This is a genomic window from Enterobacter chuandaensis (assembly GCF_003594915.1).
GTDB lineage: Bacteria > Pseudomonadota > Gammaproteobacteria > Enterobacterales > Enterobacteriaceae > Enterobacter > Enterobacter chuandaensis.
Genome location: NZ_QZCS01000008.1, coordinates 1 through 21,703, shown reverse-complemented (window position 1 = coordinate 21,703; position 21,703 = coordinate 1). Strand labels below are relative to the sequence as shown.

The window sequence follows — 21,703 nt, the reverse complement described above, 5'->3', positions numbered from 1 at the left end:
CACGGGGAGAGGGAATGTTTAAGCATTACTGCCCCTGCGGAATATCCGACGCGTCCTGGTGTAGATCATCCGCCGAGGCCGCCTGCGCCGGCTGCGACGCGGTGACCATAATGGAATCCCAGGTCTTCTGAAGTTCCTTCATGTCATACTCCGGCTCGCCTTTCGGCTGCAGAAGGATCAACGCCATATCCTGCGACAGCTGCTGACGTAAGTCCTGATTGAGCATATCAACGGTCAGACCATTGAGGAAATCCTGACGCAGCTTCTGGTATTGCTCAGGCGCAATGTCGACAACCTGGTTCTGCAGGGAGCGAATCCGCTGGCTGATCAGAATATCGGTATCGGCACGAGCGTAGGTGGCAAACAGCTTCTGCAGCTCCAGTTTTTTCTGGGCCTGCAACGCGTTGAACTCCTCTTCGGAAAGCCCCTCCTTCCGCACTTTTGCCAGCTCTTTCGCCACCACACCGAGATTCGCATTCAGTTTATCGCCCGGCGATTCAACGTTAATGGCGCACTGCGCACGCTGGAACAGCACGCGGCAGTCAAAGCCAAGGCCAATATTCTTCACGTTGTTTTTACTGAGCGTCTGCTGGACGTGCCAGAACAGCGCTTCACGCGCCAGATCGGCACGCCAGTAACGCAGCAGCGCCGCGGACTCGCGGATAGGCTGCCAGGCGTTATCCCACATCACGGAAAGCCGGTCCTGACGCACGGTGTCCGTCATGATGCTGACAGGCTCGGCGCGCAGCGGAGAGAGTGTCGGAACAGGGGCTGGCGTTTCGCGCTTGCCCTTCAGATCGCCAAACGCTTTGTTGATCTGCTCAACCACCGCGCGGCTATCCACATTGCCGACGACGATCAGCGTCATCGCGTCCGGGGTGTACCATTTCTGGTAGAACGATTTTACCTGTTCGACGTCCACCGGCTGCTTCAGCGGCTCGGCCGGATCGTGACCCAGCAACGTTGAGCCTTTCAGGCGGTAACGCCACCAGCCCTCTTTGGTATCCACAGGCCAGGTCGCCACCATGTCGCTGTTGCTCAACGCATAGTTCACGGTTTCCGGCGTAATCGCCAGGTTGCCAGAGGCATCAGAGAGATACGTAAGCGCTTCTTTAAGCAGGTCGTTACGGTTATTTGGCAGGCTCAGGTTAAACATGGTGTAGTCATAGGAGACTACAGCCGGAGGAAGCGGGCGTTTCGGGTCGATGGCCTGTTGCCACAGCGAACGCACCTGAACTGCCTGCAAGCTGCCGCTCTGCGTGAGCGCCAGACGGGGAATAAAGTGGCTAAAACCGGTTTGCTGAGTGCTTTCCGTAAGGGAGCCGGTATTAACGGACAGACGGATTTCAATACGATCGCTGGGACGTTGCGGTGTGGACAAAACCTGCCACTGAAAACCATTCGCTAACGTACCTTGTTGCCAGGCCGGGTCTGGCTGGAGCGCATCTGCCTGCACATAACTGGCTGCTGCCATCATCAGCAAACCGCCGGTTAAGAGTCGAATTTTTGTGCCCTGCATGTGAACCCCTGATCAACATTCCTGGTTAAAAAGAGTGTCTCGCGACGCGCTTCACTCTAAAAGATGACGATGAAAACACGTCGATTAGACCGCGCGTTCGGCAAAACGTCACGGTCCGAAGTGAAATATACCCAAAAAAAATCTTGTCGAATTATGACAGGTATGAACAGTTATTATGCGCAGGAGCCCGCATCCCGACAAGGGAATGCGGGCATTTGTGACAAGATTAGGAGGTTAAACCAGGCGTTTTGCTATCAGACGCGCGATTATTCAGCGTATCGTCGAGTTTTTTGTGATCCAGCTCTTTCACCCATTTCGCGACCACGACCGTTGCCACGCCGTTACCCACCAGGTTGGTTAACGCACGTGCTTCAGACATAAAGCGGTCAATACCGAGAATCAGCGCCAGACCGGCCACCGGCAGATGCCCCACCGCAGAGATGGTGGCCGCCAGCACGATAAAGCCACTACCCGTTACGCCCGCAGCCCCTTTAGATGAGAGCAGGAGCACCACCAGCAGGGTGATCTGATGGAAAATATCCATATGGCTGTTGGTCGCCTGAGCGATAAACACCGCCGCCATCGTCAGGTAAATCGAGGTACCGTCCAGGTTAAAGGAGTAGCCCGTCGGGATCACCAGGCCGACGACCGATTTACGGCACCCCAGCTTTTCCATCTTGTCGAGCATACGCGGCAGCGCCGATTCAGAAGAGGAGGTTCCCAGAACAATCAGCAGCTCTTCACGGATGTAGCGGATGAATTTGAAAATGCTGAAGCCTGTCGCACGGGCGATGGAGCCCAGCACCACCACCACGAAAAGAATACAGGTGATGTAGAAGCAGACGATCAGCTGCCCCAGCTGGATCAGCGTGCCGACGCCATATTTACCAATGGTGAAGGCCATCGCACCGAAAGCACCGATCGGTGCCAGGCGCATGATCATATTGATGATGCCGAAGATGACCTGCGAGAAGCTTTCAATCACGTTGAAGATAAGCTGGCCTTTGCTGCCCAGACGGTGTAAGGCGAAGCCAAACATCACGGCAAACAGCAGCACCTGCAGAATGTTTCCGCTGGCGAAGGCGCCGATGACGCTGCCAGGGATGACGTCCAGCAGGAAGGCGACCACGCCCTGATCCTTCGCCTGCTCGGCATAGACCGCGACCGCTTTGGCGTCCAGCGTTGACGGGTCAACGTTCATACCCGCGCCAGGCTGTACCACGTTGACGATGATCAGACCAATAATCAGCGCAAGGGTACTGACCACTTCAAAATAGAGAAGCGCCACTGCACCGGTACGGCCTACCGCCTTCATGCTTTCCATGCCAGCGATGCCCGTCACCACCGTACAGAAGATTACCGGGGCGATGACCATTTTAATGAGCTTAACGAACGCGTCGCCAAGCGGTTTCATTTGCGCGCCCAGCTCCGGGTAATAATGACCCAGCAGAATACCGATGGCGATGGCTGTCAGGACCTGGAAATAAAGACTTTTGAAGAGTGAGGTTTTCATAGGGTGTCCTTGGGAAGAAAAACCACAGGCTTTGTAAGGTTATGGTTAACCTGCGGCTCTAAAATAACACCCGTATAACAGGACAGAAATAAACCCGGTTCAAATTTGAAACACAAATGTTAAAAACTTTGAGCTGGCTCGCACAAGCCAGCAACAAAATTACACTTTTGCGTTATTGGCAGCACCAGAAAGGTATCGCTGTTCAAAGACATCCGGCGGCACTGCGCGGGCAAAAAGGTAGCCCTGGCCGCTCTCCACGCCCGCCCCGGCCAGCCAGGCGCGTTGCGCTTCGGTTTCAATCCCCTCGGCAATAAGATGCAGGTTGAGGCTGCGCGCCATCTGGATAATGGCCTGCACCATGCTGCTGTCTTCCGGCAGCCCGTCAACGAAGGCTTTATCGATTTTTAGCACATCCACCGGCAGGGTTTTCATGTGCTGAAGCTGACGCAGCCCGGCGTATCCCATACCAAAATCGTCCAGCGCAATGCGAATGCCGGCATTGCGCAGCGGCTTCAGAATAGCGACGGCGTCGTTAGGATCGTCAATGCGTCGGCTCTCCGTCACTTCCAGCGTCAGCGTATCAGGCGCGATCCGGTAGCGGTGGATCAGCTCCAGCATCTCGGAGACCATCGTCGGATGCATGAGCTGCAGCGCTGACAAATTGACCGACAGCGGCAGCATTACGCCGCGCTCCTGCCAGGCAGCAAGCTGACGGCAGGACTCCTCCAGCACCCAGTAGCCGACGGTGACCATCAGCCCACAGGATTCGATGCGCTCAATCAGCCCCTCCGGCAGTTCCCATGAGCCATCCGGCTGCTGCACGCGAAGCAGCGCCTCAGCGCTTTTTACTTCACCCGTCTGTAAATTCACCTGCGGCTGTAGCCAGAGGGCAAACTGACGGTTGTCCAGGGCGGTCAGGATGTCGCTCTCTTCCGTCAGGCGCTGCTGCGCCTTTTCCATCTGCTCCGGGTCGAAGAACTGGATCTGGTTTTTCCCTTTGCGCCGGGCGGTAAACGCCGCCGAGAACGCGCGGCGGTACAGCTGTTCCGCCGTTAAATCACCATAGTACATGGCGATGCCGATACTGGCGCTCGGACGAAGCTGGATACCCTGTACCGGCAGCCGCTCATTTATGACAGTGAGTACTTGCTGACCTAATGTGATGGCGTGCCACGGCTCTTTCACGCCGTTGGCAATCACCACCAGGTCGTAACCGCTGACCTGCGTCAGCACCATGCGCGGGGCAAGGACAGACTTCACCTTTTCCACCAGCGTCAGCAGCAGCATTTCGCGCTGGCTCTCTTTAAGCACGCCCGCCGTGTCCTGCAGGGTTTCACAGGCGATAACCATCAGCGCCGTGGTTTGCTGTCGCGCAACGGTCTGCTCCAGCATCGCCATCAGAAACGCCTTATTGGGAAGCTCAGACACCGGGAAGCGCGTGGCGCTGTTGTTTAACTCATCCTGCTGACGCTGGATGCGCTGCTGGTTGAGGTTGTAGCTGCGCACCAGCATACCGATTTCGTCGTCGTGATGAAGGCGCGGCAGTTCAAGCTGGTGCCCCAGCTGATCCTGCGGCGTGAGCCCGTTTAGCTCGCGGGCAATACGGCGCAGCGGGTGGACAATGAGGCGGTTTATACACCACGTCAGCGCCACGCTAAGGATCAGGGTCATAAGTAAGCAAGTGGTCACTAACGTAACCACCCAACTCATGACGAATTTATACATCCGGTACGAGTCCGCCTGCAGAACCAGGTAAGCCAGCGGCTGCGGATTAGCAGGACGCTCCAGCGAATAGAGAGGCAGAGAGATTTGCACCGGCAGCTCGAACAGGCGCATCACCATCATCGGGACAGGACGCTCCGGGATAAAGCTCATCCGCAGCGCCTGAAACTGGTTGGGCAAGACGACATCGGCGCGGCTAACGACGCCAGCAGGCTGAATGCGTTTTAAGATAGTTTCCGCTTCGGGAATGTCCCCTTTCAGGATCGAGGCGGAGAGCGGAGCGCGCACCGAGCGGGCAATACTTTCTAACTGCGAAGCCGTGTTGTAGCGATTCTGCTGTACGGAATGAAACAGCAGAATTACGCAGAAGAGCAGTACAAACAGCATAGTGACGGCAGAGACCATCGCCATCTGTTTGATCGTTAAGGAACGGCTGACACGCAAAATGACTCTCCACAAAACTCGAAGCGCAGGGCGCGCCAGGGTGTAAACCTGGCGCGCCTGAGTATACCTGATTGCCGCGCTATTAAGAGAGACTTACAAATGGATTAAGGAAAATCCGATTACCAGTCCGCGTAAGGAATAAGCGGCTGCGGCGGTAAGTCCATATCGCCCTGCCATCCTGCAGCAGAATAGCGCACATAAATCAGCGCATGGCTTGGGGTATAGTCTTTCGCTTCCTGAATGTCCACGCCCATGCCCACAAACCAGTTGGAGGTGACCCGGCGTTCGATAATTGCCCGTGCGGTATAACCCGTCCCGGAGGAGGAGCTGCCGGTTTCCATCGCACCACGATCGGTATAGCGGCCTGGCTCATCGGTCGGGATCAGGCTCTGGATCGGGTAACGCAGCTCGTCTTTGGTTTTAGAGTGGGACCAGGACACCGAGCCACCCAGCTCCCAGGACCAGTTTTCCGTGCGCTTACGCCAGGTCACCGGCAGCGCGAACGAGACATACTCCTGCGGGCTGTAGTAGCCCCCCTGACCGAGCGAATAGCCGCTCAGATCCTTGTCGTAGTGCCAGAGCATATTGGAGACACCAACCGACAGACGCTCGTTGTTTTTATTAATGAGCTTGTAGTAGTAACCCGTCATCCAGCGGACACGCCAGTTATCTTCCACATTTTTACCCGTCAGCGTTTCCGCGTTCAGGCTTGACCAGACGCCGTTCGCCTCGCCTTTGTCATAGCTGATGCTTACCCCACCGCCCGTCGCGCGCACGCCGCCCCAGGTGGTGCCAGTATTGGTATCTTTTTGCCCGGCGAACGCCAGCAGAGAGCTGGAGATAGGCCGACGATGGGCGTTGACGGTATAGCCGATGGGGCCTAAATCGCTGCTGTAGCTGATACCGCCCACCACGTCGACGACGTCGAAGCCCATTGGCGTGGTACCAATATCCATCGCCCAGGTTTTATTCTGCCAGCCGACGGCGACGCTGGCGCCGCTGTCGCTCTGGCTGGTGTTGCCGCTACACGGCGTATCGTAGCAGGTCCCCCATTTAGGATCGTAAGTCCCGTTATTGTTATCAAAGGTGCCGGCGTCCATGTTGACCAGATCGCTTCGGAAGAACATGCGCCCGTCAGAGAGAGGGGCATCTACCTGGAGCATGGTGGTATGCGCTTTCAGGTCGGAATAGCCGCCCGTGCCGCTGGAGCCCCAGTAGTCGTGCTGGAGCGTGACGTTAACATCCTGTTGACGGTACAAATCACCGGCATCACTGCGCACGCCGCGCTTCAGCCAGTCATCTTTTTCATCGTTACGCGTCAGACGGGTGAAGCTGTCGTTATCCACCGGGCGCGTCGTGGTGATGCCGGACGACACCATCGCATCTTTATACGTCTCCAGCGCCTGCTGCGGCTGGCCGTTTTGCGTCTGGAAGCGGGCAGCATCACGCAGCACCAGCGCGCTTTCCATGGAGGCGGGTTGCGATTTGGCCTGCGGAATGATTTTGCTGAAGGTCTGTTCTGCAGCAGCAGAATCGCCCAGGCCTGCCTGCGCCATCGCGATCCGGCGCTGCATATTGAGCGACAGCGGCTCGCCGTTTTGTGCGGCGGGCAGTTTCGCCAGCTCCGCACGCGCGGCATCGTTGTTACCTTCCGCGCTGTAAATTTCGGTCAGACCAAGGATCGCGTCTTCGTTCTGCGGCTCACGCTGCAGGACGGCGTTGTACGTCGTTTTTGCCGCGTTCAGATCGCCACGCTGCTGCGCCCAGTCTGCCAGGGTCAGGTCGATACGGGTGGAGGCTGGCTGCTGACGCAGAAGGTTTTCCGCCTCCTGCTCTTTGCCGCTGTCGCGCAGAAGGTTGGCGGTCTCGAGTACCTGGTTACTTTGCAGGCGGTCGGCAAGTTCCTGAATATTGCCGTTCCACTGGCTGCGCGGCAGGGTATCCAGATGCGCCAGCGCGGCCCGGTCCTGATCGTTCCCTGAGAGATAGAGCCCGTTAGCGTAGACCTGATCCGGGTCAGACGGTTTCTGGCTGGCGAGCTGGCGCATCAGGGTATCCGCCTGGCTGCGCTGACCCGCGCTGTAGAGATCGCGCGAGAGACGATAGGTTATCCACACGTCACCGGGCGAGAGCGCCAGACGGCGACGCTGAATTTCTGCCGCCTGTGCGAATTTCTCCTGATTCTCCAGCTGTTCTGCCTGGGCAGAGAGCTGCTCGTTAGTCAGGCTACGCTCAATATCATCAATGCTCCGGCGCTGGCTGGCGGAGAGAGACTGGATAAACTGCGAGGCCTTCTCCGGGGACTGCGCGCGGTAAATATTGGCCAGGCCGCGAACCGCATTGCTGTTGCTGCTGTCCATCCGCAGCGCCTGGCGGTAATAACGCTCCGCCGCGTCGTTATCTTTACGCGCCGCGGCGGCATCGCCCAGCCCCAGCACCGCGTAGCTGTCGGTATTGTCGACGTTGCGCGCCTGCTGATAGTAACGCTCCGCCTGCGCCGGGTTATTCGCCTTCAGCGACGCATCACCCTGCTGGAGCAGTAGCCAGTAGCGATTAACCTTCAGCAAGCTGTCCCATTTCCCGCGGTTATCGCTCTGCGGATCGAGGGCAATCGCCTTTTCAAACTGTGCCACCGCGCGGGCGCGGTCGCCTTTCTGGGAATAGGCCTGCCCCAGAGCCCCCACCGCTTCACTGTCGGCATGGTTGGCGCTGACGGCTTTTTGCAACTCCGCCACCGCCTTACTCCCCTGCCCGGCATCCACTGCCGCGAGCCCTTCCGCTTTTGCGCGGAACGCCGGGTCGGCGAGCTGCTTTTGCTGCGCCTCAAGCTGGGCGCGCGCCGCCGCAACGCTATCGCCGTCGCTGAAGACGGTCAGGTATTTTTGCAGCGCGCTAACGCTGGCGCTGCTGGCAGGCTGGTCTTTGATCTGCTCATACCACATATCAGACGCCTGGCTGCGGCCGCCGGTGGATTTAGCCATCTCCTGCAGCACCGCAAAGCCTTCATCACGGCGTCCGCTCTGGAACAGAAGCTGGGCCAGCGTCGTCTGGAGCTGCGTATTCCCGGGGCTGCTGCTGTTTATTTTTTTCAGCTGGCTAATGGCCGCATTGCGACGGGCAGGATCTTTCGCCACCACATTCCAGTATTCCGTCGCTACGTCACCGCCCGGCGGGTTACCGTCAAAGAGCTTGTCATAGGCGGCAATCGCCTCCTGCGTGTGCCCTGTCGTGGCGAGTAATCGCGCCTGCTGAAGCTGCTGGCGGCCATCCGGGGTGGAAAGCAGCATCGTGTTACGTGAGGACTGGTAAGCGCTGGAGTCCGGGGCCATCCCCTTCAGGCGATCCAGCTCTTTTTGCGCACCGGCGTTATCGCCCTGGCGCAGCAGGTAGCGAAAGCGGGCGGCAATGACGTCAGGGTTATTCGGATCGATCAGCTCAAGACGGTAGAGCGACTGGCGAACCAAATCCTCACGATGGGTCGATTCGCCCAGCCGAACCTGCTCCAGCAGCTGTTTCTGTTGCGGAGAGTTGACGGCCTGCGCCAGCGGCATCAGTGCCAGCCCAAGCGATAGAGTGAGTAGATTTACTGTGAACTTGCGCATTCCTGGCCCCAATCCGGTATTAATTCACCCTTAGCGGTGAAGCGAAAACGATGCTGATCCCATCCCTGACCAAAAAGAGTCAATACATAGCTGTAGTAGGCATTGTTATCGGGAAAATGGTCTGCCACGCGCTGGCGCTGAACCGCCTGGGCATCGCGCTGCTGTAAAAACGGCAGCATCGCGGCAGAGAACCCGACCGGGCCATTGCCGGTGTGTTTACCCGTCGCCACATCCACTTTCTCCGGCGGCACGCCCTGTTTGATTGTCTTTACCGCCATCGGCTGGAAGCGCGTCAGCAGCCGGGCTTTTTGAGGATCGTTATCGCTCATCATGCCCACCCAAAGATAGACACGGATGGCGTCATAGCCCCCTTCCAGCGTCTTATCCTGCTGTAACTGCCAGCCTCTGTTTTTCTGATACTGCACCCAGTTTGGCGAGAATCCCTTCGGCGCGCTTTCCAGCAACAGCCGCAGATTGGTTTCACGCAGCGTGGTCCACGGGGCACCATAGCGGGTGAAATAGCTCGCTAACTGTGGAGGAAGGTAGCTGGGGTTAAAGCGCCAGGCGTTTTCTTCGGCAAAGCCGACTTTACCGGGAAGCAGCATTGAGCCGAGCCCCGGCACTTTCACCACTTCCTCGCTGGCAATGCGTTTTAGCAGCGCTTTACCCGTGCGGGTATAGTCCGGGTTTTTCCATAGCCGCCCCGCTTCGAGCAGCGACCAGGCAATCCAGACATCGGCATCTGAGGCGGAGTTGGTATCAATCACCCCCCAGTTTTCTTTGTCTTTCTGCCCCCAGAGCCAGGCGGGCAGACGATCGTTGAGATTGCCGCTGGCAAGGTTATCGCGCGTCCATGCCAGCAGCTGGTCAAACGCGTTACGATCGTTGGCAACCAGGGCAAAGAACAGCGCGTAGCTTTGCCCCTCCGACGTCGTAATTTTGCGCGTGTCGCTGGGATCAATGACGCGACCGCCCTCGCTGATGTAACCCTTTTTAAACTGTTCCCAGGCAGGCCAGGTACAGGCGGCGCGAAGAGGGATCACCGCCAGCATCAACGCTGCCACTACACACCAGCGAAAGGCTTTCATCACCACTTACTCATCCGGGTTAAGGCGACGACGGCTGATGATACGCAGCAGACGCCACAGCACCCATGCCAGCAAGACCACGCTGACCGCAGCCAGGATGGCGAGCAGAACCGGATGGTTCGACAGCGCATACCACAGGCGTTCGAACCACGGCAGATGGCCGACGTAGTACACATCACCCACGCGCAGGCTGTTGACGCCGGACTCGCGGATCACCGACACCGAGCCAAACATTGCGGCACGTTTACCGCTGTCGTTCATCGCGGTATTCAGCAGCTCATAGCCACGCGGGCTATCCGCCAGCAGGGCTATCACGCTACGCTGGTCGTTATAAGGGGACTGGAAGCCCACCACCGCAGCCATCGCCCCCTGAGAGGTTACGGCCGTCTGCGCGCTGGCCTTGCGGTCGTTCACGTCCGGCATAATGCTCGGGAACTCGGTCTGGCGCAGCGGCGTGTTAACCCACGACTCGGTGGCTTTCACCAGCAGATCGATACGTTTTTCATCCTTCAGCTTATCCGGAATGGTGCCGATCACCATAATGTCCGCATCTTTGTTCTGGATCTGGCTGCCATCGTCCGTCAACGTGACGTTAATCGCCGGTAATCCCGTCTGCGCCCCAACGGTCGCCATGGTGTCGAGCAGGGTCGTCACCTGGCCTTCGTTTGGCGCTTTTGGCATCACCACAATGGATTCTGAGAGATCGGCCATGCGGCTGAACGGGAAGCCCGCGTTCGCAAAGGCACGCAGATCCGGCATCGCCAGGAAGTGATAGTACTTCGAGAAGTCGATGGTCGACTCATCGCCAATCACCACGTGGTTCTGCACCGGCTGGAAGGTGATACAGTTATCCACCGAGCCGCCAGGCATCGGGTTCATGTACTGGAAATCAAAACGCAGCTGGTTGATCGCGCCAAGCTTCAGTGCCGGAATAGAGACGTCCGTTTTACCGTCCAGCAGCCCCTGCAACACCGGCAGACGGAGCATCAGACGGTTAGTGTCCTGCGTGCTTTGCAGGCTGAACGATTGCAGGAACTGGTTGTTCAGGCTGATATCCATGCGCGAACTGTCTTTCGTTGCCGGCGCGGTATAGCGGTAGTTGAGATTGATATCAATGCCGTTGGTGCGCAGCAGGTACAGATCCGGCGGCAGGTTCAGCGACAGGCTAATCGGCGATGGCTCCAGGCCGGACGCCTGCAGCTGCTCTTCATAGGTTTTCAGCTCGCCAAACGTTACGGCGCGGTCGGTACGTACCCAGTTTGGTGCGTCATAAGGTTTACGCGCCAGCAGCGGCTTAACGTCGTCCACCACCACGCTGTTGCCGCGGAAAAGAACGTTGCCCTGAGCAATCGCCTTCGCGGCCTGGACCAGATCTTTATCATCACGACCAAAGACCACCAGCAGCTTCACGTACGGGTTATCCGGGTGGCTTACCATCTCAATGGTTGGCGCTTTGACTTCCGGGTGGTCGCGCAGGAAGCCCGGACGCTTCGCGTTGGTTGCAAAGACAATCGCGTTTCTGTCCGGCATTTTGTCATACATCACCGGGAAGTTCTGACCGCGCCAGCCGGAGCGGGAACCAAACCAGGAGGCCACAATGGTCGCCGCCAGCTGCTCGGTCACGTCAGGGGATGAGGCAAACACCATCGGCAGCGTAAGCGGACGGTTATCACGCGGGTCGAAGAACGGAACCGGGAACGCCGACAGATCGTTTTTCAGCGCCAGCGGCTGGTAAGTCATCTGCAGCGAGGAGTTACGCCCGACGTCCAGCCACAGCGTGTTGCTGGCCGGGTTTTCGCAGACATCGCGGTAGTGACCAACAAACTCCAGGCGGATACGGTTAAAGTCGGTAATGAACAGCGGGTTGATCGGTACCTGCGCCTGGGTTTTCTTGCCCAGCTGCTCTTTGGTCACCGGCAGAACGTCCATCAGCTCATCGTTGAGATAGACCTTCAGCTGAGACTGCGTCGGCAGCAGGGAGGGCGACGGCGTGTATTCAAGGTTCAGTACCGCATTCGAGACAACCTCATCGCTGCGCATACCGAATTCAATGCTGCCATTAGGGTTGACGCCGCGCAGCACCATGCTGCCCGGCGGCGGCGCGATTTGTGCGAAGGTCAGCTTCACGTCCCGCGACGGCACATTATCCGCGACGACGGGCGCGTTAGCTCCCCGCACGCCCGGCATCACCTGCCCGATGACCTGGCTGTCTGCCGGCAGGGTGTTCCCCTCCGTTGGCTGGTTCGGAATGACGTTTTCTGTTTGACCGGGTGCCGCCGTAACAACCGGATCGGTTGCCTGCGCGACCACGGGCACCGTTGGCGCAGGCGTAGCCGCTGCGTTACCAGGTGCTGCGTTAGCCATTGTTGCGGGGAGTGCACTCACTCCCATTGCCACTGCACATAACCAGGAAAGTTTTGTTTTCATCGCGTTATCATCATTGTTGAGCCATAACCGGGTCCGCCTGCTTCGCCTCATCCCGCTCAGGACGACGAGGAATGAACGACACGACCCAGGAAACCAGCGAAGTAAGTGACCGGAAAATTAATTTCACCGACGACGGGGCAAATTCTGCAAGGTGACGATAGCCACGGAACCCCAGCTTCAGAATATCCAGCAGGCTTTCCAGAGGTTTATCTTCCGGGAAGCTGTCCTGCCAGAGAGCCCATGTATCCGCACGGGCAAACGTACACTGCACAAAATCAATGTGTTGCTTTTTGGTCAGCGGCATCAGCTGCAGACCCACCTCACTGCCTGCCACACGCACAACCTGCGTCGGGAAGACGTACTCCTGCTGGCCGCGTTTAAGCAGCAGGTTAACTTTCTGCCCTTCCAGCACTTTCGCCTGGCCGTTGATTTTGATCCCCAGACCACCGTCAGAGAAGTCGTGCACCGTACAGGAGAAGAGGTGACCATCTTCACGGGCAATCGCCGCAGGCATGCAGATTTCAACGCGATGCGCGCGACGAACCTGTTTACTCTCCACCGACACCGCCACCGCGCCGCCGAGGATAATCAGGTTGTAGAACACCCAGGCCATACTCACAAAGACGGTGAGGATTTCGTTTTCCGGGCCGTAGAAGTAGCGCCAGATACCGGCGATCACGCCGACAATATTCAGCAGCACGAGGAAGATATACGGGCGGGAGATCACCCAGTCGACGTACTCCTCTTCTACCAGGCCGCCCTTCGCGGTGACGTTAAACTTCCCTTTGTGCGGGTTAATCAGCGCGACCATCGTCGGCGGCGCGATGTACCACGCCAGCACCGTTTCGTAGATTTCACTCCAGAACGAATGGCGGTATTTACCCTGAATCTTCGAGTTCGTCAGGCTCGCGTGGATCATGTGCGGCAAAACGAACAGCGCAATCATCAGCGCGGGGGCGTAGATGATATAGGCGTGAAGCAGCAGGAACGCCAGGGGCGCGGTCAGGAAGATCAGACGCGGTATACCGGATAAGAAGTGGAACATGGCGTTGACGTAGCAGAGACGCTGCGCAAGCTTAAGCCCTTTACCTATCAGCGGGTTATCAAGGCGGAAAATCTGCACCATGCCGCGCGCCCAGCGAATACGCTGGCCAATGTGCGCCGAGAGTGATTCCGTCGCCAGACCGGCAGCCTGAGGAATACGCATGTAGGCAGAGGTATAGCCCCGACGGTGCAGGCGCAGAGAGGTGTGCGCATCTTCGGTCACCGTCTCAACGGCAATACCGCCAATTTCATCCAGCGGCTTACGGCGGATAACCGCACAGGAGCCGCAGAAGAAGGTGGCATCCCACATGTCGTTCCCGTCCTGTACGAGGCCATAGAACAGTGTGCCTTCGTTCGGGGTTTTACGGAAGCGGCCAAGGTTACGTTCAAACGGGTCCGGCGAGAAGAAGTGGTGCGGCGTCTGCATCATTGCCAGCTCTTTCTCTTTCAGGAACCAGCCCATGGTCATCTGCAGGAACGAGCGCGTCGGCACGTGGTCACAGTCAAAGATCGAGACGAACTCCCCGGTGGCATACTTCAGGGCGTTGTTGATGTTCCCGGCCTTCGCGTGTTCGTGAGTCGGACGGGCGATATACTCAACGCCGACCTCTTCGGCAAACTGGCGAAACGCCGGACGGTTGCCGTCATCCAGGATCCAGACTTTGAGCTTATCTTTCGGCCAGTCGATGCCCAGCGCGGCATAGATGGTGTTTTTCACCACGCTCAGGTCTTCGTTGTAGGTCGGGACGAAGAGATCGACGGTCGGCCACTGCGTGGTGTCTTTCGGCAGCGGAACCGGCTGGCGGTTGAGCGGCCAGATCACCTGAAAATAGCCCAGCACCAGCACAATCCACGCGTAGGTTTCAGCAAACAGCAGCACCAGACCGCACACCAGGCTGACCGGATCGTCCCAGTTCAGCGTTGAGGTGTAACGCCACCAGATATACCGACAGGAAACCGTCAGCGACAGCACAATCAGCATCAGCGCCGAGAAGCGGCCCGGAATACGGCGAACCAGCAACGCCACGCCCCACAGCAGGATCAGGAAGGTGAACTGCGCCAGGGGATTGAAGGGTTGCGTGATACAGACCAGCGCCAGAATGAGCGAGAACACGACAATCACGCCAAGGATAAAACGCCGCAAGCCCGGGTGGAGATGCCCGAGCTCTTTATGGTTATCCAGATGGCTGGTCTTATCGCTGACGCTATCGGGCAGTTTATCCAGCCACTGGTGATAGCGTTCGCGTAGCTGCTGTACGCGGGAGTAGCTGCGCCAGTGCGGAACTTTATTTTCTGACCGGGGAGACGTCGCCACCAGCCAGATGGCCTGAATGAGGTAGCGCGCCGGATCCAAAGGCCGTGGCCGATCGGGATTAATGTGGGGATATAATTCAGCGTGGCGCGCACGTATGCGCTGCCAGCGCGGGTGTTCGAGTGGAATGAACGTCCAGGCCAGGATCATCCAGAAACAGCCGAGCGCGGCGCTGAATGCCGAGGCGCCATGCCGGCGAAAATGCCGGTAATGGTCGCTCAAACGCGAACTGACCGGCGGGATAAGAAGCCAGCTGGCGAGTCGACTCATACCGAACTCCCTGCGGGCTCCGCCTTGCTGGCGAAGTTCAGCAGACACCAGTTAGCCAGCGTCAGGATCTCTTCTGCTGCGAGCGAGTCGCTGCGATACTCACCGAGCGGCTGCTTGGAGGCGAGGCATTCTGCCATCCCCTCATCCCGATGAATCACAATGGGCAGCAGGCGTCGCTGGCTTTGCAGCCAGACCTGGTAGAGATCGTCCTGAATCTGGCTGCCAATGCGTAAATCGTTAATCAGGAGATGCGCATTCTGAGGCAGTCCCTGCTGATGCAGGCGAATATGGCAGTTCGCATCCACGTTCACGATGGAAAGCACATGGTCGCACTGGGCGATAAGCTGCCGGGTCAGCGTCCCGGCGCCGTGCGGCAGATCCAGAAGGATCCACTGGTAATCTCCCTTCTCTTTCAGACTCTGCAGCGCAAGCGTGAACTGCGAAAACAGACGCTGATAGGCGGCTTCATTTTCGCGCTCCGTGGTGGTCAGTTGACCAAAAGGCAGCAAATCCAGCTGGGAGGTGTAACGCAGACCTGCGTCCCGCCAGTCTTTGTCATCAAGCAGCGCGCGGGCCCAGCCCTCTTCGCGCGTGAAATCGACGTTGAACGACATACGCAGCAAATTATCGGCGCAGGCATCAATCACCAGCACCGATTCACCTAAAAAGCTGTAATGACCACGCCAGCGCCGCGGTAACAGATGTGGTACCCACACCGCCACGGACGCCCTGTAATCCGAGTATGGCCATCAATGGCTCCCTTATTGTTGATGGGCAAATTCAGCTAATAACGGCCAGCGTTTAATAGCCGCGGCCAACTGTTCCCGCTGGGAAATATCGGTGTAATCTATTTCGGGTAATGAAAAGGCCTGCGTCAGCGCCAGAAAATCGTTCTGGAAAGTGTAACCCAGGGTCGAGTCGACTGGGGTTCCGGGTTCGTTATTATCCATTCTTTTTCCATCCCTTTGAGGAAAATCGCACGCTCAGAAGTCGCGGGGCATCCTGCCCTGACAAATTTCATTTACATGCTAAATCTGATGTTCTTTAATTTCAATGTTAGGTTTATTTCTACGCTTTCGCTAGTAAACTGAGATACAGATAAATTAGACGAAAAGAGGGACACCGTGGACTCCATATTTTCTATTGGCATCCAGTCATTATGGGACGAATTGAGCCACATGCCAGTCGGTGGAGTCTGGTGGATTAATACGGATCGTAATGAAGATGCTATCAGTCTGGTAAACCAGACAATTGCCGCTCAGGATAAGGATTCCCGCGTGGCCGTCATTAGTATGGGCGAAGAGCCGAAGAAAATTATTACGCTGGAAAGTGACAGCGGCCCCCAGAAAATACGTTTGTTTTCCATGTCAGCGGAAGCGGATAGTCTATACTTTTTGTCCCGCGACGTTCAGTGCTCTATTGATCCGGATCACTATTTAGTGATTCTGAAATGTGCAAATAACGTACTGCAAAATATTCCTGCTGAAAAACTGCTGCCGTGGCTGGAAAAAATCAATAAATGGGCAAAGTTTCAAAATTGCACGCTATTGGTCGTCAACCCCGGCAGTAATAATGACAAGCTGTTCTCACTTTTAATGGGCGAATATCGTTCCCTGTTCGGACTGGCAAGCCTGCGTGACCAGGCGGGCAGCTATCTCTACGATATTGCCTTCTGGTGTAACGAAAAAGGCGTGAGCGCCAGGCAACAGCTCACCCTTAGTCATCGCGAGAGGAAATGGCATCTGGCACAGCAGGAAGAAACGGTAGTGCAGCCGCGCAGCGATGAAAAGCGCATTCTGAGCCATATTGCCGTTTTAGAAGGCGCGCCTGCACTGTCGGAAAACTGGTCGCTGTTTGAATCTAACGAAGCGCTTTTTCATGAAGCCCGTACCACCCAGGCGGCTACCCTCGTTTTCTCGTTGATGCAAAATAACCAGATTGAGACGCTGGCGAGACAAATTCATACCTTGCGCCGCCAGCGCGGAAGCGCGTTAAAAATTATCGTGCGCGAAAACAATACCAGCCTGCGCGCCACCGATGAGCGTTTGCTGCTTGGCTGCGGGGCCAATATGGTTATCCCCTAGAATGCGCCACTGTCACGCTGCCTGACGCTTATTGAGAGCGTTCAGGGCCAGCAGTTCAGCCGTCATGTACCGGAAGATATTTCCACGCTGCTCTCCATGACGCAGCCGATGAAGCTGCGCGGATACCAGAAATGGGACACGTTCTGCGATGCCGTCGGCAACATGATGAACAACACGTTGCTGCCTGCGGACGGTAAAGGGGTTATGGTTGCCCTGCGACCTGTACCGGGCATTCGCGTTGAGCAGGCGCTCACCTTATGCCGCCCGAACCGCACAGGGGACATCATGACCATTGGCGACAATCGCCTGGTGCTGTTTTTGTCCTTCTGCCGGGTGAACGATCTCGATACCGCGCTTAACCACATCTTCCCCCTGCCTACCGGGGATATTTTCTCAAACCGTATGATTTGGTTCGAAGATAATGCTATCAGCGCGGAGCTGGTGCAGATGCGCGCGCTTCAGCCTGAACAATGGGCTAAACCCCTTGCGATCACGAGCGATGTGAAGCCGATCCTCAATGCCAGACATGATGGACACGTCTGGCGCCGGGTTCCGGAGCCCCTTCGCTTATTAACAGACAATGCGGAGAACGCACCATCATGAATATCAGCGATATCCTGCAACTGGTTATAGTCTGTGCGCTGATCTTTTTCCCGCTTGGCTACTATGCGCGCCATTCCATACGTCGTATCCGTGATACGGCCAGAGTGATGTTTGTAAAACCTCGCTATGTAAAACCAGCCGGAACACTGACACGGGCATCACACGTCAAGGCAGACCGAAAACATGACTAATTCTACCTATACCGCTTCGTCACCCTCGCCGCTCTGGCAATACTGGCGTGGCCTTTCCGGCTGGAACTTCTACTTTCTGGTGAAGTTTGGTCTGCTGTGGGCAGGCTATCTGAATTTCCATCCTCTGCTTAACCTGGTGTTTATGGCATTCCTGCTGATGCCGCTGCCGAATATCAGGCTGCATCGTTTACGTCACTGGGTGGCTATCCCTATCGGCTTTGCGCTGTTCTGGCACGATACCTGGCTGCCTGGCCCGGAAAGCATTATGAGCCAGGGATCGCAGGTTGCGGGCTTCAGCGCAGACTATGTGCTTGACCTGGTTGAGCGCTTTATTAACTGGCAGATGATTGGCGCCGTCTTTATCCTGCTGGTTGCCTGGCTTTTCCTGTCCCAGTGGATCCGCGTCACGGTGTTTGTCGTCGCCATTATGATCTGGCTTAACGTGCTGACGCTGGCGGGGCCAGGCTTTTCCCTGTGGCCTGCCGGCCAGCCGACGACAACGGTGACAACGACGGGTGGAAGCGCAGCGGCAACCGTGACAACGGCAGGCGATACGCCGGTGGTGGGCGATATTCCAACGCAGACCGCGCCGCCAACCTCTACCAATCTCAATGCGTGGCTCTCCAGCTTTTATACCGCTGAAGATAAGCGACAGACGAAATTCCCGGATGCGCTGCCAGCCGATGCGCAGCCGTTTGAGTTGCTGGTGATTAACATCTGCTCCCTCTCCTGGGCCGACGTGGATGCCGCCGGGTTAATGTCTCACCCGCTGTGGTCCCACTTTGACATCCAGTTTAAAGACTTTAACTCTGCCACCTCGTACAGCGGCCCGGCGGCAATCCGCCTGCTGCGAGCAAGCTGCGGCCAGACGTCGCATAAAAACCTGTATCAGCCCGCCGGTAACCAGTGTTATCTGTTCGATAATCTCGCGAAGCTGGGCTTTACGCAGCATCTGATGCTGGGGCATAACGGCCAGTTCGGTAACTTCCTGAAAGAGGTACGTGAACAGGGTGGCATGCAGGCACCGCTGATGGATCAAACCGGTCTTCCCGTTACGCTGTTGGGCTTCGATGGCTCGCCGGTTTATGACGATACCGCCGTGCTGCAGCGCTGGCTGCAGACCATCGAAAAAGACAGCAATCCGCGCAGTGCGACGTTCTATAACACCCTGCCGCTTCACGACGGTAATCACTTCCCGGGCGTGAGCAAAACGGCGGATTACAAAGTTCGGGCGCAGAAATTCTTCGACGAGCTGGATGCGTTCTTCACGGAGCTGGAAAAATCCGGACGTAAAGTAATGGTGGTTGTGGTGCCTGAACACGGTGGCGCGCTGAAAGGCGACCGAATGCAGGTATCCGGCCTGCGCGATATCCCAAGCCCGTCCATCACCAACGTGCCAGCCGGTATTAAATTCTTTGGCATGAAGGCTCCGCACCAGGGCGCGCCAATTGAGATTACCCAGCCAGGCAGCTATCTGGCGATCTCAGAACTGGTGGCCCGCGCCGTTGACGGTAAGCTGTTTGTGGAAGATAGCGTGAACTGGGATCAGCTCACCAGTAATCTGCCGCAAACGGCAGAAGTTTCCGAGAACGCCAACGCGGTGGTGATTCAGTATCAGAACAAGCCGTACGTTCGTCTGAACGGCGGGGACTGGGTACCGTATCCGCAGTAACTGATTTAACCCTCTCCCCCCAGGGGAGAGGGGATAGTCAGTGCGTTATTATTGCGCTGAAATCCGCACCAGCAGGTAGCGCAGACGGATTTTCGCATCGTTCACTCCATCCGGTTATTCGGCGCTTCGCAGGGAAATCTCACCGCCCACCCAGGGCTTGATCGCGCCGTCCTGCTCCAGAAGCAGCGCGCCCTGTGCGTCAATACCGCGGGAAACCCCGTAGATCTCTTTATCACCAATCAGCAGCTTCACCGGTCGGTTGATGAAGTTATCCAGCTTTTCCCAACGAGACAGGAACGGTGCCAGACCTTCCTGTTCAAAAAGCGTGAGTGAGCTACGTAACTCTTTAATCATACGCACGGCAAGGGTGTTACGATCGATGACGATCCCCGCCTCCTGGAGGTTGGTCCAGGCCTGATTGACCACGTCATTTTGGACATTGCGCATCACCATATTGAGCCCCGCGCCAATGACAATTTGCGCGGCATCACCGGTTTTTCCCGTCAGTTCAACCAGAATACCGGCAAGTTTACGATCGTTAAGGTAAAGATCGTTTGGCCACTTAACGCGCACTCGATCGGCACCCAGATCGTGCAGCACTTCCGCCATGACGATACCAATGACCAGACTCAGTCCGATGGCAGCGGCCGGGCCCTGCTCCAGGCGCCAGTACATGGACAGATAGAGATTGGCGCCAAATGGCGAGAACCATTTGCGACCGCGACGGCCGCGACCAGCCTGCTGATACTCGGCAACACAGGCATCACCGGAGGAGAGTTCGCTCAGCCGATCCATAAGATACTGGTTCGTCGAATCAATCACCGGCAGCACCGCAACATTGCCGTATCCAATCTGGCTGCGGATCGTCTCTTCATTCAGTAATTGAATAGGCTCCGGCAGGCTGTAGCCTTTTCCGGGCACCGTGAACACATCAACGCCCCAGTCGCGAAGCGTCTGGATATGCTTGTTAATGCCGGCACGACTCATGCCCAGCTGTTCACCCAGCTGCTCGCCAGAATGAAACTCCCCGTCAGCAAGGATGCTAATCAGGGTTAACGGGATGGTATTGTCCTTCACGCGATGGTCTCCACGGCATTCACTTCACCTGTGCGGCCCATAAAGCGGACTTCTGGCTCCAGCCAGACGTTAAACTTTTCGCCCACACGCTGACGAACATAATGAGCCAGCTGTACAACATCATCGCTGGTCGCGTCACATTGATTAATCAGTACCAGAGCCTGCTGCTGGTGAACGGCAGCCCCCCCCACTGACGTGCCTTTTAGCTGGCATTGATCGATAAGCCAGCCTGCGGCCAGCTTCACGCTGCCATCTGCCTGAGGATAATGCGGCGCAGTGGGCCATCCTTCAAGGAAGGCTTTTGCATTTTCGCTGCTGATAACCGGGTTTTTGAAGAAGCTTCCTGCATTTCCGTTAACTTTCGGATCGGGAAGTTTGGTCATTCGCATATGGCAAACTGAGTCAAACACGTCACGGGGAGTGACGGTTGCCGGATCGAGACGCGTTAAATCGCCATAGGTCAGCACCGGCTGCCAGTTCTTCGACAGACGCAGGCCCACGGCGACAATCACGTAGCGATCCTGATATTCATGCTTGAAAATACTGTCACGATAGCCAAATCGGCACTGTTCTGCCGTTAAACGCTTAGCCGTTCCGGTCGCCAGTTCGATGCAGTCGACATATTCACAGACATGCTTCAGTTCGATACCGTAGGCACCGATGTTTTGAATGGGTGACGATCCGGCGCAGCCTGGGATCAGCGCAAGGTTTTCCAGACCCGGCATCCCTTTTTCGAGGGTAAATTGCACCAGCTGATGCCAGTTTTCTCCGGCCCCCACGTGCAAATGCCAGCTATCGGCACGCTCTTCCACATCAATGCCCATGATGCGGTTAACGATCACTGTTCCCGCAAAATCGTCGAGAAACAGGACATTGCTTCCCTCGCCCAGAATCAGTACGGGTTCGTTATTTTCGGTTGCGCTTTGCCATGCATCCAGCAGTTGCTGTGCGGTATTGGCACGTACAATTTGATTAGCATTACGTTGAATGCCAAAGGTATTCCAGGGCTTAAGGGAGTGGTTCATAGACGCTATCCTGATGCAAAAACGCAGGTAGTTTACCGTATAAGCAGGGCGTTGGGGGATTAGTTTGTGCAGCGCAGAAACGCAAAAAGGCCATCCTTTCGGATGGCCTT

Annotated in this window: 14 protein-coding genes and 1 pseudogene; 3 read left to right on the top strand and 12 right to left on the bottom strand. The window is 56.8% G+C overall.

Going from position 1 to position 21,703, the window contains the following annotated elements:
* Positions 1-25 precede the first annotated feature (25 nt).
* The 10 genes from D5066_RS13835 to bcsR all read right to left on the bottom strand — a co-directional run bounded on the left by D5066_RS13835 (position 26) and on the right by bcsR (position 15,891).
* On the bottom strand, positions 26-1,519 hold the full coding sequence (locus D5066_RS13835) for a M16 family metallopeptidase (RefSeq protein WP_119916283.1): 1,494 nt from the start codon (positions 1,517-1,519) through the stop codon (positions 26-28).
* 226 nt (positions 1,520-1,745) lie between these two features.
* Entirely contained in the window at positions 1,746-3,032 is a 1,287-nt protein-coding gene (locus tag D5066_RS13830) for a dicarboxylate/amino acid:cation symporter (protein ID WP_119916282.1), read from the bottom strand.
* 159 nt (positions 3,033-3,191) lie between these two features.
* Complete coding sequence (gene hmsP, locus D5066_RS13825; protein ID WP_119916281.1) at positions 3,192-5,198, bottom strand: biofilm formation regulator HmsP; 2,007 nt, start codon at positions 5,196-5,198, stop codon at positions 3,192-3,194.
* A 119-nt stretch (positions 5,199-5,317) separates the two neighbouring features.
* A complete protein-coding gene (bcsC, locus tag D5066_RS13820) occupies positions 5,318-8,800 on the bottom strand; it encodes a cellulose synthase complex outer membrane protein BcsC (protein ID WP_119916280.1) in 3,483 nt (1,160 codons plus the stop codon).
* Positions 8,782-9,888, bottom strand: coding sequence for a cellulose synthase complex periplasmic endoglucanase BcsZ (gene bcsZ / locus D5066_RS13815; RefSeq protein WP_119916366.1), 1,107 nt, complete (start codon positions 9,886-9,888; stop codon positions 8,782-8,784). Before bcsZ ends, bcsC begins: the two co-directional genes overlap by 19 nt.
* A 6-nt stretch (positions 9,889-9,894) precedes the next feature.
* Entirely contained in the window at positions 9,895-12,315 is a 2,421-nt protein-coding gene (gene bcsB, locus D5066_RS13810) for a cellulose biosynthesis cyclic di-GMP-binding regulatory protein BcsB (protein WP_119916279.1), read from the bottom strand.
* A gap of 10 nt (positions 12,316-12,325) precedes the next feature.
* A complete protein-coding gene (bcsA, locus tag D5066_RS13805) occupies positions 12,326-14,941 on the bottom strand; it encodes a UDP-forming cellulose synthase catalytic subunit (protein WP_080329117.1) in 2,616 nt (871 codons plus the stop codon).
* On the bottom strand, positions 14,938-15,642 hold the full coding sequence (gene bcsQ / locus D5066_RS13800) for a cellulose biosynthesis protein BcsQ (protein ID WP_503487655.1): 705 nt from the start codon (positions 15,640-15,642) through the stop codon (positions 14,938-14,940). The genes bcsA and bcsQ overlap by 4 nt, the downstream gene beginning before the upstream one ends.
* Positions 15,599-15,691 (bottom strand): cellulose synthase operon protein YhjQ/BcsQ, encoded by a 93-nt coding sequence (locus D5066_RS23395; RefSeq protein WP_503487654.1) that lies wholly within the window; start codon positions 15,689-15,691, stop codon positions 15,599-15,601. The genes bcsQ and D5066_RS23395 overlap by 44 nt, the downstream gene beginning before the upstream one ends.
* An 11-nt stretch (positions 15,692-15,702) precedes the next feature.
* Positions 15,703-15,891, bottom strand: a complete 189-nt coding sequence (gene bcsR / locus D5066_RS13795; RefSeq protein WP_008503237.1) for a cellulose biosynthesis protein BcsR — start codon at positions 15,889-15,891, stop codon at positions 15,703-15,705.
* A gap of 174 nt (positions 15,892-16,065) precedes the next feature.
* Here bcsR and bcsE point away from each other — a divergent pair.
* The 3 genes and pseudogenes from bcsE to bcsG all read left to right on the top strand — a co-directional run bounded on the left by bcsE (position 16,066) and on the right by bcsG (position 19,491).
* Positions 16,066-17,628: pseudogene (gene bcsE / locus D5066_RS13790) on the top strand (cellulose biosynthesis c-di-GMP-binding protein BcsE).
* On the top strand, positions 17,625-17,819 hold the full coding sequence (gene bcsF, locus D5066_RS13785) for a cellulose biosynthesis protein BcsF (protein ID WP_080329120.1): 195 nt from the start codon (positions 17,625-17,627) through the stop codon (positions 17,817-17,819). Before bcsE ends, bcsF begins: the two are co-directional and overlap by 4 nt.
* Positions 17,812-19,491 carry a cellulose biosynthesis protein BcsG gene (gene bcsG, locus D5066_RS13780; RefSeq protein ID WP_080329121.1) on the top strand — a complete coding sequence of 560 codons (1,680 nt, stop codon included), beginning with the start codon at positions 17,812-17,814 and terminating at the stop codon, positions 19,489-19,491. The genes bcsF and bcsG overlap by 8 nt, the downstream gene beginning before the upstream one ends.
* Before the next feature lie 114 nt (positions 19,492-19,605).
* Here bcsG and birA read toward each other — a convergent pair whose 3' ends face one another.
* Positions 19,606-20,568, bottom strand: coding sequence for a bifunctional biotin--[acetyl-CoA-carboxylase] ligase/biotin operon repressor BirA (gene birA, locus D5066_RS13775; RefSeq protein ID WP_080329122.1), 963 nt, complete (start codon positions 20,566-20,568; stop codon positions 19,606-19,608).
* Positions 20,565-21,593, bottom strand: a complete 1,029-nt coding sequence (gene murB / locus D5066_RS13770; RefSeq protein ID WP_119916278.1) for a UDP-N-acetylmuramate dehydrogenase — start codon at positions 21,591-21,593, stop codon at positions 20,565-20,567. Before murB ends, birA begins: the two co-directional genes overlap by 4 nt.
* Positions 21,594-21,703: the final 110 nt, after the last annotated feature.

What these genes read in the sequence shown, in the direction of transcription:
- D5066_RS13835 (WP_119916283.1), bottom strand. Translation starts at nt 1,519, where the DNA reads ATGCAGGGCACAAAAATTCGACTCTTAACCGGCGGTTTGCTGATGATG.
- D5066_RS13830 (WP_119916282.1), bottom strand. Translation starts at nt 3,032, where the DNA reads ATGAAAACCTCACTCTTCAAAAGTCTTTATTTCCAGGTCCTGACAGCC.
- bcsC (WP_119916280.1), bottom strand. Translation starts at nt 8,800, where the DNA reads ATGCGCAAGTTCACAGTAAATCTACTCACTCTATCGCTTGGGCTGGCA.
- bcsZ (WP_119916366.1), bottom strand. Translation starts at nt 9,888, where the DNA reads ATGAAAGCCTTTCGCTGGTGTGTAGTGGCAGCGTTGATGCTGGCGGTG.
- bcsB (WP_119916279.1), bottom strand. Translation starts at nt 12,315, where the DNA reads ATGAAAACAAAACTTTCCTGGTTATGTGCAGTGGCAATGGGAGTGAGT.
- bcsA (WP_080329117.1), bottom strand. Translation starts at nt 14,941, where the DNA reads ATGAGTCGACTCGCCAGCTGGCTTCTTATCCCGCCGGTCAGTTCGCGT.
- D5066_RS23395 (WP_503487654.1), bottom strand. Translation starts at nt 15,691, where the DNA reads ATGGCCATACTCGGATTACAGGGCGTCCGTGGCGGTGTGGGTACCACA.
- bcsR (WP_008503237.1), bottom strand. Translation starts at nt 15,891, where the DNA reads ATGGATAATAACGAACCCGGAACCCCAGTCGACTCGACCCTGGGTTAC.
- bcsF (WP_080329120.1), top strand. Translation starts at nt 17,625, where the DNA reads ATGAATATCAGCGATATCCTGCAACTGGTTATAGTCTGTGCGCTGATC.
- bcsG (WP_080329121.1), top strand. Translation starts at nt 17,812, where the DNA reads ATGACTAATTCTACCTATACCGCTTCGTCACCCTCGCCGCTCTGGCAA.
- murB (WP_119916278.1), bottom strand. Translation starts at nt 21,593, where the DNA reads ATGAACCACTCCCTTAAGCCCTGGAATACCTTTGGCATTCAACGTAAT.